This window comes from Gaetbulibacter sp. M235 (assembly GCF_043876835.1).
In the GTDB taxonomy this organism is placed as follows: domain Bacteria; phylum Bacteroidota; class Bacteroidia; order Flavobacteriales; family Flavobacteriaceae; genus Yeosuana.
In genome coordinates this window covers 88,848-106,569 of sequence record NZ_JBAWJZ010000011.1, presented here as the reverse complement: position 1 = coordinate 106,569, position 17,722 = coordinate 88,848, and the positions used below count along the sequence as shown (strand labels likewise).

Sequence of the window (17,722 nt, the reverse complement as noted above, 5' to 3'; positions counted from 1 at the left end):
TGCTTGGTTGAACAACTTTACCGTATCTGGTGGTTGTGCCCCTGATGGGCAATTTGCCGAACAATACAGTGCACCTTTATTGTGTGGTGGTTCTGTGAATATCGTTTATAATGTCACTGACCTTTGTGAGAATGGCCAGGATACAGCTACCTTTACTGTAAATGCTCCTACTCCTGTTGCTTTTGACCAACAAAATCTACCTGCTGATACATCTGTAGAATGTGATAATGTGCCCGAGGCAGAAATACTTACAGCATCAACAAGTTGTGGAAATGTAACTGTTATTTATAATGAAAATAGAACAGACGGAAATTGTCCTTCTTCTTATGAATTAAAAAGAACATGGACAGCTACTGATAGTTGTGGTTCAATGATATCACATACTCAAGTTATAACCGTTCAAGATACTAAAGCTCCAGTAGCACCAAGTGCTCCTGAGGATATGGCTTATCAATGTATAGATGATGTACCAATAGCAGGAAACCTAACAGCAGTTGACAACTGTGCTGGTGATATCACAGTAGCTGGTGTTGATGAAATTGATGATTCAAACCCATGTAATGTTATTATAATTCGTACTTGGAAATTTACCGATAATTGTGACAATAAAAGCTCTGTATCCCAAACCATTACTGTAGCAGATACAACAGCTCCTGAACTATCAAGTAATTTGGATACAGAATTAAACGTAAGTTGTTCTGATATTCCAGACGTTCCAAATCCTACATTTAGTGATAATTGCTCTTCAGAAGTAAATGTGGTTTTTGATGAAGTAAATACTTTTGATGAAAATTCACTTACAGATTATCAAATTTTAAGAACATGGACTATAACAGATTCTTGTAATAATGAAAGTAAATTTATTCAAACCCTAAATGTAAGTTTAGATGAAATAGTTACAACAATATCTGCAGAAGACAGATGTTTTGATGATGGTGTTGTAGATTTAAATAACTATTTACAATCTACAAACTCTAATGGCACCTGGGAAATGGTTGAAGGTGACACTACTGCAACTCTAGAAGGAAGTATATTTAATCCAACAGGTTTAGAGATAAGTCCAGATTTTCTTCCTAAAGATGGAGGAATTGATTATCTGTTTAAGTACACAGCTACTGAAAATGGATGTATTAGTGTTACAAATTTAACCATGAACATAAATGCAGATTGTACTGTATTACCTTGTGGCAGTGAAGATGTTAAAATTTCAAAAGCAATAACACCAAATGGTGATCAGTGGAATGAGTATTTTGAAATTGGTCTAGATGTGTTATGTGGATTCAAATATGATGTCAAAATATTTAACCGTTGGGGAGCATTAGTATATGAATCTAATGATTATCAGAGCAACTGGAATGGAAATACTGGCAATGGAGCTATAGGCAGTGCCAGTAAAGTACCTAACGGAACTTATTATTACATAGTAATTATTAAAAACAGTGATGGAACAGTGAGTCAAGGTTTAGAACCTCTTACTGGCCCTGTATATATCGGAACCAAATAAAACTTTAACCTATGAAACTTATTAAACATTATATAGTTGCTTTTGCGTTGTTTAGTTGTAGTGTGGGAATTGCACAACAGTTACCACAATTCACACAATACATGTACAACACAATCTCTATAAACCCTGCATACGCAGGTAGTAGAGAAGCTTTAAGCATTGTTGGTTTGCACAGAAGCCAGTGGGTTGGCTTTAAAGGAGGCCCAATTACACAAACCCTTTCTATTCACACACCTCTCAGGAATGATAGAATAGGTTTAGGGTTGTCATTTATACAAGACGATTTAGGCCCTCAAAATTTTTCATATCTATATGGAGACTTTTCATATACTATTCCAACAGGTACAGATTCTAGACTAGCATTTGGTTTAAAAGCTGGTTTAACAGGATTTAGCTTTGATACAGATTTCCGTTTGGATGATAGTAATATAAATGACCCTCTAATTTATGGTGTTGAAGACCGTTGGACACCAAATATTGGTGCTGGTGTCTTTTGGCACTCAAATGCATGGTATTTAGGTTTATCAGCACCAAGGATATTGAATACTAATCGTGATAAGGATAAAGAATTTAAAGCATTAGAGCGTATAAGTTATTATTTTACAGGAGGCTATGTATTTGATCTTAGTAATGCCATAAAGTTAAAACCAGCCTTTTTGGTTAAAGCAACCAATGGTGCTCCTCTTTCATACGATTTAACTGCCAACTTCCTGTTTAATGAAAAATTATGGTTAGGCGGTTCTTATAGAATTAACCAGCAAACAGCTGCTATTGGTGGTATTGTTGATTTTCAGATCTCAAGACAATTACGCATAGGTTATGCTTATGAAAAACCTATTTCAGACATTGCTAGTTATACCACAGGAACCCATGAAATTCTATTAATTTATGAATTCAAATTCTTAAGCTCTAAACTAAAATCACCTAGATACTTCTAATTTAAATTATTATGAAATTAAAAAATTACATATTAGTTTGTTTGCTGTTAATGGTGAGTTTATCTGTATTTCCACAATATGGTAAGCAAAAAAAAGCTGATACTTTATTTAATAAATTTTCTTTTGTCAAAGCGGCAGATGTTTATAGAGAACTTATAGATAATAATTATAATAAAGATTACGCTACTAGACGTTTAGCTGATTGTTATGCCTATTTAAGAGATCCTAAAAATGCCTCAAAATATTACAAACAAGTAGTTGAACAAAAAAACGTTCCTATTGAATATTATTATAGCTATGCTCAATCTTTAAGAGGAATTAAAGACTACAAAGAGTCTAGAATTTGGCTTGAAAGGTTTAAAGATTCTGGTGGTGTTGTAAATGCGAATGATTTTGATAAGGATGCTAACTTTATATCAAATGTATTTAATGCAAAACAGCAGTATTTTTTAGATAAAATCAATATAAATACAAAATTTAGTGATTTTGGTGCATTTGAACAGAATGGTAAAATTTATTTTGCTTCTTCAAGAGATGAAGGTGTTTCTATAAAACGACTTTATGGTTGGAATGAACAACCTTTTTTAGATGTTTATGTAGCTGAAGTCGGGGCAAAAAAAATAGCTGACCATACAGATAAACTTAAAGGAGATGTTAATTCTATTTATCATGACGGACCTGTTACAATTACAAAAGATGGCCACACCATGTATTTCAGTAGAAATAATATTGATGAAAATGGTCTATCTAAAGATAAAAGAGGAATTAGCAATATGAAAATTTATAGAGCTACCTTAAGAGACAGTTTGTGGACAGATATTGAAGATTTACCAATTAATAATAAAGAATATTCTGTACAACATCCTGCTTTAAACAAAGACGATTCCAAATTATACTTTTCATCTGACATGCCTGATGGATTTGGTCGTTCAGATATTTATGTAGTGGATATCAATCCTGATGGTACTTTAGGTGTACCAACAAATGTTGGAAATGTTGTAAATACAAAAGACTCTGAAGGGTTTCCTTTTATAAATAATGAAGGCACTTTATTCTTCTCATCCGATGGCCATGCCGGATTAGGTTTGCAAGATATTTTTGGCACTATTCAAGGTCAAAATGGTGAATTTATAGATGTAATAAATTTAGGAGTTCCTATTAATTCAAATAAAGATGATTTTTCATTTACGATGAATCAAAACGGATTAACAGGTTATTTTGCATCTAATAGAGCTGGCGGTAAAGGTGATGACGATATATATGCCTATCACAGAATACCACCATTAAAGGTTGAAGGTGTTGTAAGTGATGCTATAAATACCAAACCTATAGCAAACTCAATCATTACATTGTTTGATGATAAAGACAATCAAATTGCTTATTTAGTAACTGATGAAAATGGTTATTATCAAATAAATATTGATAGAAACCAGGATTACAAAATTGTTGGAAGTCAAGAAAAATATATTGATGATTACAGAACATTTACATCAAAAAACATAAAAACAGAGCTTACTACTATAACAGCGAATTTACTGTTAAATCCTGTTCAAGATGTTATTAAACTTGCAGAATTGAACACAATTTATTTTGATTTTGATGAGCATTATATAAGAAAAGATGCCGCTTTAGAACTTGATAAAATTGTAGATTTAATGCAAAATGTTTACCCTGATATGGTGATAAGAATTGAGTCGCATACAGATTCCAGAGGAACATTGTCTTATAATGATAAACTGTCTATTGATAGAGCCAATTCTACTTATGAATATTTAATTTCTAAAGGAATAGATCCTTCTAGAATTACAGAGCATGAAGGATTTGGAGAGCGTAGATTAACTAATGGTTGTGAAGATGGCGAGAAATGTGAAGAGCAAGCCCATCAATTAAACAGACGTACACAATTTATTGTTGTTAAAATGGAATAACCATTAAGTTAAGTGAACTTTTTAATAGGCTTTAGTAGATTTAATTTAAACTAATGAATATGAATTCAATAAAACACATATTAATTTATTTCGTTTTGCTAATAAACGTTACTGTGTTTGCACAATACGGGCAGCAAAAAAAAGCAGACAATCTATTTAATAAGTTTTCTTTTGTAAATGCATCTGAAGTTTATAAAAACTTAATTGATAAAAATTTTAATGCAGATTATGCTGTAAGACAGCTTGCCGATTGTTACGCCTATATGAGAAATCCAGATAGTGCTGTAGTTTATTATAAAAAAGCAACTGAACAAGATAATGTGCCAATTGAATATTATTATAAATATGCACAAGCATTAAGAGGTATAAAAGATTACGAAGGTTCTAGAATTTGGTTAAAAAAATATAAAGATGCTGGAGGAAATATTGACGACAGTAAAATTTCAAAAGATGCAGATTTTATAACATCAATCTTTAATGCAAAAAAACAATATTTTTTAGAAGAAGTAAAATTCAATTCAAAATATAGTGACTTTGGTGCCTATGACCACGATGGAAATACTTATTTCACATCATCAAGAGATGAAGGTGTTTCTTCAAAACATATTTATGGTTGGAATAAAGAACCTTTTTTAGATATCTATGTAAAGGAAAAAGGTAATACCAATGATGTAGTTGATAACAAATCTAAACTTAAAGGTGAAGTAAACTCTGTATATCATGATGGACCATTAACTATAAGTAATGATGGAAAAACCATGTATTTTTCTAGAAATAATTATGATAGAAATGGATTGGCTAAAGACAAAGCTGGAATAAGTAATTTAAAAATTTATAAGGCTACCTTAAAAGAAGATAAATGGACTAATGTAGAAGAACTTTCTTTTAATAGTAATGAATATTCAACAGGCCATCCATCATTAAATAGTGATAACACTAAATTATTTTTTGCTTCCGATATGCCAGGAGGATTTGGTGGATCAGACATTTATTATGTAGAGATTAAAAGTGATGGCTCATTTGGTATACCACAAAATTTAGGAAATATTGTAAATACAAGTAAGAATGAAGTTTTCCCTTTTGTAAACAATGAAGACATACTTTTCTTTTCTTCAAATGGACATCAAGGATTAGGATTATTAGATATTTTTGCAACTTCTACTAATAAAAATAATGATATTATTGATATTATAAATCTTGGAGTCCCAGTTAACTCTAGTAAAGATGATTTTTCATTTTTTATGAGTTCTGATGGTACTAAAGGTTACTTTGCCTCAAACAGAGAAGGTGGTGTAGGTAGTGATGATATTTATGCCTATAATAGAATTTTACCGCTTAAAGTTGAAGGAATTGTTACTGATGCCATAAACAACAAACCTATCGAAAATGCAATTATTACTTTATTTGATAGTAACAATAACCAAATAGCTTACATGCAAACAGACAAAAACGGTTATTATGAGATAAATATTGATAGAGATGCAGAATATAAAATAGTTAGTAGTCAGGTTAAATATGTTGATGATTCAAAAGTATTTACATCAAGAAAAATTGATAAAACTACAACTAGTATAGAAGTAAATTTATCATTAAAACCTGTTCAAGATGTTAAAGTTTTAGCTGAATTGAATACTATTTATTTTGATTTTGAAAAATATAATATTAGACAAGATGCTTCAATTGAATTAGATAAAATAGTTAATATGATGCAAAATGACTATCCTAATATGATGGTTAGATTAGAATCTCATACAGATTCTAGAGGAACTGCAGCATTTAATGACTGGCTATCTCAATCTAGAGCAAAATCTACTTACGACTATATAATTTCAAAGGGAATAGATGTCTCTAGAATTACTAAATATGAAGGATTTGGAGAAAGTAGATTAATTAATGGTTGTGATGGAAGTATTAACTGTGATGAAAAAGACCATCAATTAAATAGACGTACAGAGTTTATTATTATAAAAATGGAATAGAAAAGTTAAGCTTAATAATTTATATGAAAAAACAGGTAATTTAATTACCTGTTTTTTTTTAGGCTGGTTGGTTAGTTAACGATTCTCGTAAATTTATAAAGAATAGATTATAAATGTATCATAAAAAAAATAAGTTTTCATTAACATATGTTAATGGTTTAAGTTTAATTTTTTTCTTATACGGCTTAATTGCACTGGCGTAACACTTAAATATGAGGCAATATGGTATTGAGGAATTAATGCATCAATATCTGGAATTCGCTTTCTAAGTTCTAAATAACGTTGTTTAGAATCCATTGATATCAATTCTAGCTGACGCTCTTCATATTTAATAAAAATATGTTCAACAATCTTATTATACAAATTACTTATAGCAATATCTTGCTTACAAAGATTAACTAATTTATTAAAATCAATTTCATAAACTTTACACTCAGTTAATGTTTCATAGGTCAATTTTGATGGCTCATTTTTAATTAAAGAAGTAAAAGAGCCTACAAAGCTCTGTGGCATAAAAAAATTCTTGTTAAATTCTTTTCCACATTCACTACTTAAAAATACACGCATTAAACCAGAAACAAGCATATAAATTTTTGATGTTTTATCGCCTGCTTTAGCAATTGGTTTATTTGCTTCAATTATTTTAAATGAGGAAATCTTTTGAAGTTTTTCAAAAGATTCATGTGATACATTTATAAACGAATTTATATATGCAAAATTTGGATTCAACTATTCTTATATAAATTTTAGCAATTACGAAGGATGTCTAAATTTACATCAAATTTATAACAATTAAAAATTAATGACTTAAATTTTAACTTATCAATAGATAAGATTGATTTGCAATTTCAAGTTCTTCATTTGTTGGTGTAACCAATATTTTAACAGTTGACTCAGGGACATTAATAGCTCTTATAATATTTCCTCTAACATCATTTTTTCTGTGATCCAAGTGCAATCCTAAAAATTCCATGTCTTCACATACTATTTTACGAATAACACTACTATTCTCTCCTATTCCAGCTGTAAAAACAATTGCATCAATACCGTTCATTGCCGCAATATATGAACCTATATACTTTTTAATTCTATACGCGTTCATATACAAAGCTAATCTGCAATATTCATCTCCTTCAGCAGATTTTGCTTCAATATCACGCATATCGCTATAACCAGTAAGTCCAAGCATACCGCTCTTTTTAAGTAAAATATCATTGACTTCTTGAACTGAATACCCTAACTTATCTATTAAATAAAAAATTACAGATTGATCAATATCTCCAGCACGTGTACCCATAATAAGCCCATTAGCTGGCCCTAAACCTAGAGAGTGATCAATGGCTTTTCCATCTTTTACTGCAGTAATACTACAACCATTTCCAAGATGGATTGTTATAATTTTTGAATATGGAAAATTTCTCTCTTTTAAAAATTCAATGGATTTTTCAGAAACATATTTATGACTTGTCCCATGAAATCCATAGGCTCTTATATCATGCTCTTCTAAAAATTCCTTTGGAATTGCGTATTGATAGGCTTTTTGTGGCATTGTTTGGAAAAAAGCTGTGTCAAATACTGCAACTTGTTTTGCTTTTGGGAATACTTTTTCTGCCACTTCAATCCCTTTTAAGTTGTGTGGGTTATGTAAAGGTGCCAATGGCATTAAACTTCTTATTTTATCTTTGACTTCTGAAGTTACTTCTACGGTTTCAGAAAATGATTTTCCTCCATGAACAACTCTATGTCCTACAACATGAATACTATCTTTATTACTTATAACTCCAAATTCTTTATCCAATAAAAATGACGTTATTTTCAATAATCCTGTTTCATGATCGGGAATATCTGATTCTTTAGTCATTTTAAAATCTCCTGATTTATAACTAATTAATGCTCCATCTAACCCTATACGTTCTACCAAACCGCTAGCAGCAACAGTTTCCTCTGGCATTTGAATTAATTGATACTTAATTGAAGAGCTTCCTGAGTTTATAACTAATATATTCATAATTAAATTCCTTGTGCTTGAATGGCTGTAATAATTACAGTATTAAAAATATCATCCACTGTGCAACCTCTACTTAAATCGTTAACTGGTTTGTTTAATCCTTGCAGCATTGGTCCAATGGCTAACGCTCCTGTTTCTCTTTGCACTGCTTTATAAGTATTATTTCCTGTATTTAAATCGGGGAAAATTAAAACAGTAGCTTGACCAGCAACTTCTGAATTTGGCATTTTGCTTTTTCCAACACCAATATCTACCGCCGCATCATATTGAATTGGTCCTTCAATTTTTAAATCCGGTCTTTTTTGTTTTACTATTTCTGTAGCTTTTCTCACTTTATCAACTTCTTCTCCTTTTCCTGAAGAACCGGATGAATAAGATAACATAGCTATTCTCGGTTCTATACCAAACGCCAAACTTGATTCTGCAGAAGAAATTGCTATTTCGGCTAACTGTTCTGCATTAGGATTTGGATTAATAGCACAATCTCCAAAAACTGATACTCGATCTTCTAAACACATAAAAAATACCGATGAAACTACTGATACAGACGGTTTCATTTTTACAAATTGCAATGCTGGTTTTATTGTGTGTTGAGTTGTATGTGCAGCACCAGATACCATACCGTCAGCCAATCCTTTATAAACCATCATAGTGCCAAAATATGATACATCATTCATTAAATCTTCTGCAATATCTATAGTAACACCTTTATCTTTTCTTAATTCATAAAGGGTATTAGCAAAATCCTTGGAATATTCAGAATCTAATGGATTGATAATATTTACTTTATTTAAATCTAACTTTAAACCTAATCTAACTAGATCTTCTGTTATCTTTTCTTTGCTTCCTAGTATAGTTAAATCAACTATATCCATTAAAACTAACCTTGCTGCCGCAGCAATAACTCTATCATCACTGCCTTCTGGTAACACAATATGTTTTCTTGATGTTTTAGCTCGTTTTAATAGATTATATTGAAACATTCTTGGAGTAATACCATTATTTTTAAACGTGATAAGTTTATCAGTAAGCTTATCAACATTGCAATATTTATCAAAAGTGTTTAATGAAATTATAATCTTATCTTTATTATCTGCATACATATGCGAACGTACAGCTCCAATTTTATTTGCAACTTCAAAAGTTCCAAATTTTACAGAAAGAATGGGTACAATTTGTTGTAGACCATCAATCAGTTTCACAATGGGTTCTTCTGGTATTAAACCACCTGTTAATACAATTCCTGAAATAGATGGGTAATTACTTGAAATATTTGCCTGTAATGCACCCAAAATGATATCTGCCCTATCACCAGGAGTAATAATTAAGCAGTCTTGCTCTAATTGAGTTAAGTAATTACGCAACTGCATTGCTCCTACTTTAAAACTACTTGTTTGATTATTTATAAAGTCTCCTCCAAAAAGGATTTTGGCATCAATGGCCTTAGCAATTTCTTTAATAGTAGGATTTTTTAAAGCTGGAATTAATGGAATAGCATTTACAATAACATCTTTTGGAAGATTTTGTTCAATACCATCAATTACAATTTGTAAATTTTCCTCTTGAACCTTATTTGCAATTACTGCCAAAACTTTAACTTCCTTTTCAGTAAAAGAGTCATATGTAATATGCAAACCGTTTATAAATTCATCTAAAGTTTTACCAACACCACTTGACACTATAATTGCAGGGATTCCTAAGTTTTTAGCAATTAATATATTAGCATCCAATTCTATTGCTGTTCCTTCTCCTGAAAAATCAGTTCCTTCAACCAGCATAAAATCATTTTTATCTTCAAGAGCTTTATATTTTTCAATAATGGTATCAAATATTTCACCTTCTTTCCCTGCATTTCTTTTATTTATGAAATCAGTTCTAGTAAAAGCAAATCCTTCTTTATAATCAATGTCTAAGTCAAAATGTTTAAGAATAGTATTTAAATGATTATCTTTTTTATGTCCAGAATCTCCATCAATAATTGGTCTGAAATATCCAACTTTAGCAGTTTTTCCTAACAGCATTCTCATTAACCCTAAAGCAACTATAGACTTCCCACTATTAGGCTCACTAGTTGCTATATAAATTGCCTTATTCATGTATTTAAATTTTATGCAAATGTACTTCAAAAAATTAATGTAAATAAATTTTAAACCCAATAAAAGCAAGGGTTTTAAAGGTTTTTTTGATACTTATTTTTGAAATTGAATTCTTTAATTTTAAAATGATTTATATCATGTTTTATGATTTTTTTTCAATTAAAAAATAGGCCTTTTCTAATAATTTACTCTTATTTTTACTTTATGACTTTACTTATTATAAACATAAAAGAATTACTCCAAGTTAGAAATTCTAAAATATTAAAAGTTTCTGGAAAAGAAATGAGTATACTTCCTTCAATTAAAAATGCATTTCTTTTAATAAAAGATGATATAATTGCAGACTTTGGAAGTATGAGTGAGTTAAAAAACATGAACGTTGATGAAACCATTGATGCAACTGGAAAAATAATTTTACCAACTTGGTGCGACTCACATACTCATATAGTTTATGCCGGAAATAGAGAATTAGAATTTGTAGATAGGATAAATGGTTTAACTTATGAAGAAATAGCAAATCGTGGTGGTGGTATTATAAATTCGGCAAAAACATTACAAAACACAAGTGAAGATGATCTTTACGAACAATCTGCTAAAAGAATAAAAGAAGTTATTAAACTTGGAACCGGTGCATTAGAAATAAAATCTGGTTATGGATTGAGTGTAGCATCTGAATTAAAAATGCTTCGTGTTATAAAAAGGATTAAAAAAGACTTCCCTATTGCCATTAAATCTACGTTTCTTGGCGCTCACGCTGTTCCTCTAGAATTTAAAAACAACAAACAAGGTTATATTGATTTAATTATCAATGACATGTTACCAAAAATTTCATCTGAAAAATTAGCTGATTTTATTGATGTATTTTGTGAAAAAGGATATTTTTCTATTGAAGATACAGAACAAATTCTTGAAGCCGGTAATAAATATGGATTAACACCAAAAATACACGTCAATCAATTTAATGCCTTTGGTGGTATAGCATTAGGAGTAAAATATAATGCTCTTTCAGTTGATCATTTGGAAGTACTTAATGATGAAGATATAACTGCTTTAAAAAATAGTTCTAGCATGCCAGTTGCTTTGCCATCGTGTTCATATTTTTTAAGTATTCCTTATACTCCGGCTAGAAAACTTATTGATGCTGGTTTACCTTTTGCTTTGGCTACAGACTATAATCCAGGTTCAACACCAAGTGGAAATATGAATTTTGTGTTAAGCACAGCATGTATAAAAATGAAAGTAACTCCTGAAGAAGCTATAAATGCTGCTACCATAAATGGCGCATATGCCATGGGAATATCTGATGATTATGGTAGTATTACTATTGGGAAAAAAGCTAATTTAATTATAACTAAAGAAATTCCAAGCTACTATTATTTACCTTATGCGTTTGGAGATAATCATATAGATAAAGTGATAATTAATGGTAAACTAATAAATTATTAATTTCTAAATATAAAAAAGCCCGAAAGAAATTTTTCGGGCTTTTTTATTTTATTTGTTTCTATTACTTAAGAGTAAACTCAGAAGTAGCTACTAAATCTTTTTCATTAAAAACGTTGATTATATAACGTCCACTTTCAAAATCACTAGAACCTTTTGAAGCGACAAATTCACATATATTAAGACTTGTACTTTCATAATTAAACTTACTAATCATACTATAGTTTAAAGTTTTATCACCAAAGGTAACTTGCTCATTAGCCCCTAATGTATTGTTTTTAGGGTCAATTACTTGAACGTATAATTCTTGATCACCATTTTGCACTAATTTGTTTTTTGCAACAGTAAAACAAACTCTAATTTTATCAGTACGACTTGCTCTTTCAGTTGGAATTAATTTACCTGAAGTTCTTTCAATAACACCAAATCCTTTTAAACCAACTGCAGATAATACAGCAGCGTTTTCCATAACTTCAGCCAAAGCATTGTTTTGTATTAATAAAGAATCTGTAAACATGGTTCTTTCCTCTAAACGCACTCTTGTACTATCTAAAGAAGTTGCTAAGTAAGAATTTTGAACTTTTAATGAGTCATTTTCAGCTAACAATAAATCCATTTCTTGTTGAAGCGCAGCATATTTTTGTTTGTATCTCCATAAACTTTTAACATTTGTTTCAGAAATTTTTAAAGAATCAATTAAACCTTGAATACGCTCTCTCGCTTCAATCAAATTTTTATTAGCAACAGTATTTTCACTTATGGCATCATCATATTGTTTTGCCATAGCGTTTAAATCGTTCATTACTAATTGTTTTTGCTCTGTCAATTCTTTTTTATCCTCATTACTTTTTTTGTAAAGGTTTAGTGAATAAAATGCTGTTCCTAAAAAAAGGACTAATGCAATTCCTAATGCAATCTTTAATCCCATTCCATTATTACTTTTTTCCATAATTACTTGTTTTTAATTTGTTTTTAGAGTTTAATTCTTAATATTATACTTGTTTTTTTTAATGTTGTGAATAAATAAAAATGTACTTTTAATTATTCAAAAAATTTAATCACTCGATGGATAAACTAGTTTTATTTAATAATTCTGAACTAAATAAATTACTAAACAAGCGCACTGGAGAATCCAAATTTGGAGAACATGTTGCCATGGTAGCTTCCATTTCTAACATATACGAACAACTTGAAAATTTGGATGTCACATATGTTATTATTGGTTTGCCTGAAGATGTAGGTGTATTTGCAAATTACGGATTATCAGGTACTTATAATACTTGGAATGCTGTAATAAAATTTTTAATAAATATTCAAAATAATGAATTTACTAAAGCCGATAAGGTTTTAATATTAGGACATCTTGATTTTACCCCTGAAATGTTGAAGGTTTCAACACTTGATCAATCCAACAAAAAAGATATTTTAAAAGCGAGGAAAATCGTAAAAAAAATAGACACTTATGTAACTCATATCATCGAGCAAATAGTTTCAGCTGGAAAAAAGCCAATAATAATAGGGGGCGGACATAATAATGCCTATGGAAATATTAAAGGAAGTTCGTTAGCTTTTGGAACTAGAATAAATGCAGTAAATTTTGATGCTCATACTGATTTTAGACCTGAAGAAGGGCGCCATAGTGGCAATGGATTTTCTTATGCGTATGCTGAAGGTTTTCTTAAAAATTACTTTGTTTTTGGTGTGCATGAAAATTATACTTCAGACAGTATATTTAAATCATTTAAAAAAATAAAATCTGTTGAGTACAATACATTTGAAGCCGTTGAAATAAGAAAGGAGTTAAAATTTAAAGACGAATTGAACAGAGCTTTAGATCATGTTTCTACAAAACCTTTTGGAATAGAGATAGATTGTGATGCTATTGAAAATATCTCTAGTAGCGCCATGACTCCAAGTGGATTTAATGTTAATAAGACAAGAGCATTTGTTGACTTTTTTGGAAAACATGGGAATGCTTGTTATTTACATATATGTGAAGCTATTGCAACACCAGAAAACGAAAAACAAATTGGTAAACTAGTCACTTATTTAATTACAGATTTTATAAAAGCAAATGCTAATTAATATTTTAAATTTCAAACCAGAATATTCAGAACATTTTTATAATCTTAATGTCGAATGGCTTAAAACCTTCTTTTATGTAGAACCTTATGACAAAGAGGTTCTTAGCAATCCCTTAAAATATATTATAGACAAAGGCGGGTATATTTTCTTTGCTGAAGTAGATGATGAAATCATTGGTACAGTTGCTTTAATGCCAACTCAAAACGCATCCGTTTTTGAGCTTACAAAAATGGCTGTTTCACCAAAAAACAGGGGTTTAAAAATCGGACAGAAACTCATGCAACATTGTATTGATTTTTCTAAAAATAATAAATTAAATTCTCTTATACTTTACTCAAATAGAAAGCTTGCAAATGCCATTTATATTTATAGAAAATTTGGGTTTACAGAAGTAGCTGTTGAAGAGAATTGTCCATATAAACGTTGTGATATTAAAATGAAATTAATACTCTAACAGCTTATGTATTTGTGCATATTGCAACAAGACAATTGTTCTGGTATCTTCAATTTCTCCTGTATTTAACATTTCAATAGCTTCTTTAAATGGTATTTCCAAAACTTCAATATCTTCATGCTCGCTTTCTAAACCTCCACCTGCATTTACTTTCATGTTATCTGTATATTCACCAATAAAAAAATGCATTTTTTCTGTCATAACTCCTGGCGAAGAATAAGCTTCATAAATTTTTTTCACACTTTTTAACCTATACCCTACTTCTTCTTCAGTTTCTCTTATTATGCAAGTCTCAGGATTATCTTTACCAAGCATACCTGCGCAAATTTCAATCAGCATGCCACTAGCATTATCATTCATGTATGTTGGCATTCTAAACTGCCTAGTTAAAATTACTGTTTGCTTTTTCGTATTATATAAAAGTATTCCTGCACCATCTCCTCTATCATAACATTCCCTAATTTGTGTTACCCATTCTCCATTACTCATCATATAATCAAAAGTTAACATGTTTAATGTGTAATACTGTTTAGAAAGCAGTTGTGTTTTAAGATTTTTAACTTTAATTCCGTTCATAATCATTTAGGTTTTTCTGCAAAGTTATTAAGCCATTTCAATGAAAATTTAAGCAAGCATTTTAAATTTTTGCAAAGTAAGATAATATCTATAAATATATTATTTAATCATTTAGTAAATAAAAAATATTATATTTGAAATACTATTAAAACCAATCATCATTAAAATGATAACTAATAATACTCCACATATTTTATCAACATTTACAGTTATTGAACAAAGTGACATTGTAACAGTTTTAATAATTGTTGTGGGTTTTTTTTTAATACTATTGCTTTTAGGAATAAGGAAATCATATAAACTTAAAAAAGAAAATGAACGTCTTGATAGGATAAGTGAAGAATTAGCCAAAAAAGAGGAAGATTATAAAGATTTTACCGAAGGTCATATGTACGGAGGTAATTAAAAATTGATAAATATGACAACATTAGTGTTAACTTTTATTGCGACATTTTTTATTGAATTATTGTACCGTAGAATTGTTTTAGCGAGACAATATGAAAAAGAAATTCAAAGATTTAACATCAATAAAGATTTTATAATGAATCTGGAACTGGATAATTACAAATTAGGTTCTGGAAGTATTTATGAATAATAAAGACATTAAAACATAAAGGCCTGCATTTGCAGGCTTTTATGTTTTAATAAGTTCGTTATTACCGTACTAACTTTTTATACTTAATTCTTTTCGGCATTAAATCACCCCCAAGACGTTTCTTTTTATTTTCTTCATATTCACTAAAACTTCCTTCAAAGAAATACACTTGCGAATCTCCTTCAAAAGCCAAAATGTGAGTACAAATTCTATCCAAAAACCATCTATCGTGACTAATTACAACTGCACATCCAGCAAAGTTTTCTAAACCTTCTTCTAATGCACGTAAAGTATTTACATCAAGGTCGTTAGTAGGCTCATCTAAAAGTAGTACGTTACCTTCTTCTTTAAGTGTCATAGCCAAATGTAACCTATTACGTTCTCCACCTGATAACAATTTAACTTTCTTATTCTGCTCACCACCAGAAAAATTAAATCTACTTAAATAAGCTCTGGAATTAACTTCCCTTCCACCCATTAAAACAAGTTCTTGCTCATCACTAAAGTTTTGCCAAATAGTCTTTTCTGGATCAATATTTGAGTGAGCCTGATCTACATATGCGATTTTTGCTGTTTCTCCAACTATAAATTCTCCTTTATCTGGGGTTTCCTCTCCCATAATCATTCTGAAAATAGTCGTTTTACCAGCACCATTTGGACCAATAACTCCAACAATACCTGCTTGTGGTAATTTAAAGTTTAAATTTTCATATAATAGCTTATCTTCAAAACCTTTACTTACGCCAATAGCTTCTATAACATTAGTTCCTAATCGAGGTCCATTAGGGATATAAATTTCAAGTTTTTCATCAAGTTGTTTTTGGTCTTGACTCAATAACTTATCATAATTATTTAAACGTGCTTTTTGCTTGGTCTGCCTACCTTTTGCTCCTTGTCTAACCCATTCTAACTCACGCTCCAATGTTTTTTGACGCTTAGATGCTGTTTTGCTTTCTTGAGCTAAACGTTTAGATTTTTGATCTAACCAAGATGAATAGTTTCCTTTCCAAGGGATACCTTCTCCTCTATCTAACTCTAAAATCCAACCTGCAACATTATCTAAAAAGTATCTATCGTGGGTTACAGCAATTACTGTACCTTTATATTGTGCCAAATGATTTTCTAACCAATGTACAGATTCTGCATCTAGGTGGTTTGTTGGCTCGTCTAATAATAGTACATCAGGTTCTTGTAAAAGCAATCTACATAAAGCTACTCGTCTTCGTTCTCCTCCAGATAATATGCTTATTTTTTTATCGCCATCTGGCGTTCTAAGAGCATCCATCGCGATTTCGAGTTTGGTGTCAAGTTCCCAAGCATTTGATGCATCAATTTTATCTTGAAGTTCAGCTTGTCGGTTCATTAGCTTATCCATTTTATCAGGATCAGAATATACTTCCTCTAAACCAAACATATCGTTTATTTTGTTGTATTCATCAAGAATGGCAACTGTTTCTGCGGCTCCTTCTCTAACAATTTCAATAACTGTTTTACTTTCATCTAGCTTTGGCTCTTGTTCTAAATAGCCAACCGAATAATCTTGAAGAAACGTTACATCTCCTTGAAAATTCTTTTCTACTCCTGCTATTATTTTAAGTAAAGTAGATTTACCAGAGCCATTTAATCCTAAAATTCCAATTTTAGCACCATAAAAAAAACTTAAGTAAATATTTTTTAAAACTGGTGTATTAGCACCTTGAAATGTCTTGGTTAACCCAGACATTGAAAAGATAACTTTCTTATCGTCACTCATTATACTCTACCTTTTAAAGCATTAAAAACCCAAGCTATTGCAAAAAAACCTATACCTACGGCAGCAAAACCCCATCCTGCAACATCATCATATCTAAAAGCTCCCAGTGCGATTAAAATTAATCCTACTATAATCATAATTGTTGTGGCCCAAGCCAATACTGTATTTTTATTCATTGCCATAATTAATCATTTCTTTAGGGCGCATCCATGCTTAGAGCATGGTCAGGCTTTTCACTAAATCTTTTAATTTTTAAGTAAATTAAAAAGATAACGCTACAATCCTTTGCGCAAATTGAAAGACAAATATCGTATTTTTAAATAAAAAAGCATCCTTGTTTAGGATGCTTTTTATAAGGTATTT

16 protein-coding genes are annotated in these 17,722 nt (G+C 30.3%); 9 read left to right on the top strand and 7 right to left on the bottom strand.

The annotated features are described in order from the left end of the window. The 4 genes from V8G69_RS15360 to V8G69_RS15345 form a co-directional block, all read left to right on the top strand. Positions 1–1,504, top strand: a 1,504-nt coding sequence (locus V8G69_RS15360; protein WP_394882993.1) for a gliding motility-associated C-terminal domain-containing protein, incomplete at its 5' end; no start/stop codon positions are given. Between the two features lie 11 nt (positions 1,505–1,515). Further along, positions 1,516–2,442, top strand: coding sequence for a type IX secretion system membrane protein PorP/SprF (locus V8G69_RS15355; protein WP_394882992.1), 927 nt, complete (start codon positions 1,516–1,518; stop codon positions 2,440–2,442). Positions 2,443–2,453: 11 nt separating this feature from the next. Continuing rightward, positions 2,454–4,370, top strand: coding sequence for an OmpA family protein (locus V8G69_RS15350; RefSeq protein ID WP_394882991.1), 1,917 nt, complete (start codon positions 2,454–2,456; stop codon positions 4,368–4,370). Between the two features lie 59 nt (positions 4,371–4,429). Further along, a complete protein-coding gene (locus V8G69_RS15345; protein WP_394882990.1) occupies positions 4,430–6,349 on the top strand; it encodes an OmpA family protein in 1,920 nt (639 codons plus the stop codon). Positions 6,350–6,499: 150 nt separating this feature from the next. Here V8G69_RS15345 and V8G69_RS15340 read toward each other — a convergent pair whose 3' ends face one another. The 3 genes from V8G69_RS15340 to pta all read right to left on the bottom strand — a co-directional run bounded on the left by V8G69_RS15340 (position 6,500) and on the right by pta (position 10,453). Next, the gene (locus tag V8G69_RS15340) at positions 6,500–7,078 is read right to left on the bottom strand and encodes a Crp/Fnr family transcriptional regulator (protein ID WP_394882989.1); all 579 of its coding nucleotides are present in this window, start codon (positions 7,076–7,078) and stop codon (positions 6,500–6,502) included. Between the two features lie 85 nt (positions 7,079–7,163). Beyond that, entirely contained in the window at positions 7,164–8,357 is a 1,194-nt protein-coding gene (locus V8G69_RS15335; protein ID WP_394882988.1) for an acetate/propionate family kinase, read from the bottom strand. Between the two features lie 2 nt (positions 8,358–8,359). Beyond that, positions 8,360–10,453, bottom strand: coding sequence for a phosphate acetyltransferase (pta, locus tag V8G69_RS15330; protein WP_394882987.1), 2,094 nt, complete (start codon positions 10,451–10,453; stop codon positions 8,360–8,362). Between the two features lie 204 nt (positions 10,454–10,657). Here pta and hutI point away from each other — a divergent pair, with 204 nt between their 5' ends. Further along, a complete protein-coding gene (hutI, locus tag V8G69_RS15325; protein ID WP_394882986.1) occupies positions 10,658–11,899 on the top strand; it encodes an imidazolonepropionase in 1,242 nt (413 codons plus the stop codon). A 61-nt stretch (positions 11,900–11,960) separates the two neighbouring features. On the opposite strand, the gene V8G69_RS15320 is transcribed toward hutI, so the two are convergent. Beyond that, a complete protein-coding gene (locus V8G69_RS15320; RefSeq protein ID WP_394882985.1) occupies positions 11,961–12,845 on the bottom strand; it encodes a chromosome partitioning protein ParA in 885 nt (294 codons plus the stop codon). Positions 12,846–12,961: 116 nt separating this feature from the next. Here V8G69_RS15320 and V8G69_RS15315 point away from each other — a divergent pair, with 116 nt between their 5' ends. Both V8G69_RS15315 and V8G69_RS15310 read left to right on the top strand, forming a co-directional pair. Continuing rightward, positions 12,962–13,981 carry a formimidoylglutamase gene (locus tag V8G69_RS15315; protein WP_394882984.1) on the top strand — a complete coding sequence of 340 codons (1,020 nt, stop codon included), beginning with the start codon at positions 12,962–12,964 and terminating at the stop codon, positions 13,979–13,981. After that, positions 13,971–14,435: a GNAT family N-acetyltransferase gene (locus V8G69_RS15310; RefSeq protein ID WP_394882983.1), complete on the top strand. Its 465-nt coding sequence runs from the start codon at positions 13,971–13,973 to the stop codon at positions 14,433–14,435. The genes V8G69_RS15315 and V8G69_RS15310 overlap by 11 nt, the downstream gene beginning before the upstream one ends. On the opposite strand, the gene V8G69_RS15305 is transcribed toward V8G69_RS15310, so the two are convergent. Continuing rightward, positions 14,424–15,011, bottom strand: coding sequence for an NUDIX domain-containing protein (locus V8G69_RS15305; protein WP_394882982.1), 588 nt, complete (start codon positions 15,009–15,011; stop codon positions 14,424–14,426). The genes V8G69_RS15310 and V8G69_RS15305 overlap by 12 nt on opposite strands. Positions 15,012–15,177: 166 nt before the next feature. On the opposite strand from V8G69_RS15305, the gene V8G69_RS15300 reads away from it, so the two are divergent. Both V8G69_RS15300 and V8G69_RS15295 read left to right on the top strand, forming a co-directional pair. Beyond that, the gene (locus V8G69_RS15300; protein WP_394882980.1) at positions 15,178–15,417 is read left to right on the top strand and encodes a hypothetical protein; all 240 of its coding nucleotides are present in this window, start codon (positions 15,178–15,180) and stop codon (positions 15,415–15,417) included. 12 nt (positions 15,418–15,429) lie between these two features. Further along, positions 15,430–15,606 (top strand): hypothetical protein, encoded by a 177-nt coding sequence (locus V8G69_RS15295; RefSeq protein WP_394882978.1) that lies wholly within the window; start codon positions 15,430–15,432, stop codon positions 15,604–15,606. A gap of 61 nt (positions 15,607–15,667) precedes the next feature. On the opposite strand, the gene ettA is transcribed toward V8G69_RS15295, so the two are convergent. Next, positions 15,668–17,359 carry an energy-dependent translational throttle protein EttA gene (gene ettA, locus V8G69_RS15290; protein WP_394882976.1) on the bottom strand — a complete coding sequence of 564 codons (1,692 nt, stop codon included), beginning with the start codon at positions 17,357–17,359 and terminating at the stop codon, positions 15,668–15,670. Further along, positions 17,359–17,541, bottom strand: coding sequence for a CAL67264 family membrane protein (locus V8G69_RS15285; protein ID WP_394882975.1), 183 nt, complete (start codon positions 17,539–17,541; stop codon positions 17,359–17,361). The genes ettA and V8G69_RS15285 overlap by 1 nt, the downstream gene beginning before the upstream one ends. Positions 17,542–17,722: the final 181 nt, after the last annotated feature.

Bases quoted from the DNA above. Each gene is read 5' to 3' on its own strand.
- V8G69_RS15355 (WP_394882992.1), top strand. From the start codon at position 1,516: ATGAAACTTATTAAACATTATATAGTTGCTTTTGCGTTGTTTAGTTGT.
- V8G69_RS15350 (WP_394882991.1), top strand. From the start codon at position 2,454: ATGAAATTAAAAAATTACATATTAGTTTGTTTGCTGTTAATGGTGAGT.
- V8G69_RS15345 (WP_394882990.1), top strand. From the start codon at position 4,430: ATGAATTCAATAAAACACATATTAATTTATTTCGTTTTGCTAATAAAC.
- V8G69_RS15335 (WP_394882988.1), bottom strand. From the start codon at position 8,357: ATGAATATATTAGTTATAAACTCAGGAAGCTCTTCAATTAAGTATCAA.
- pta (WP_394882987.1), bottom strand. From the start codon at position 10,453: ATGAATAAGGCAATTTATATAGCAACTAGTGAGCCTAATAGTGGGAAG.
- hutI (WP_394882986.1), top strand. From the start codon at position 10,658: ATGACTTTACTTATTATAAACATAAAAGAATTACTCCAAGTTAGAAAT.
- V8G69_RS15320 (WP_394882985.1), bottom strand. From the start codon at position 12,845: ATGGAAAAAAGTAATAATGGAATGGGATTAAAGATTGCATTAGGAATT.
- V8G69_RS15315 (WP_394882984.1), top strand. From the start codon at position 12,962: ATGGATAAACTAGTTTTATTTAATAATTCTGAACTAAATAAATTACTA.
- V8G69_RS15310 (WP_394882983.1), top strand. From the start codon at position 13,971: ATGCTAATTAATATTTTAAATTTCAAACCAGAATATTCAGAACATTTT.
- V8G69_RS15305 (WP_394882982.1), bottom strand. From the start codon at position 15,011: ATGAACGGAATTAAAGTTAAAAATCTTAAAACACAACTGCTTTCTAAA.
- V8G69_RS15300 (WP_394882980.1), top strand. From the start codon at position 15,178: ATGATAACTAATAATACTCCACATATTTTATCAACATTTACAGTTATT.
- V8G69_RS15295 (WP_394882978.1), top strand. From the start codon at position 15,430: ATGACAACATTAGTGTTAACTTTTATTGCGACATTTTTTATTGAATTA.
- ettA (WP_394882976.1), bottom strand. From the start codon at position 17,359: ATGAGTGACGATAAGAAAGTTATCTTTTCAATGTCTGGGTTAACCAAG.
- V8G69_RS15285 (WP_394882975.1), bottom strand. From the start codon at position 17,541: ATGGCAATGAATAAAAATACAGTATTGGCTTGGGCCACAACAATTATG.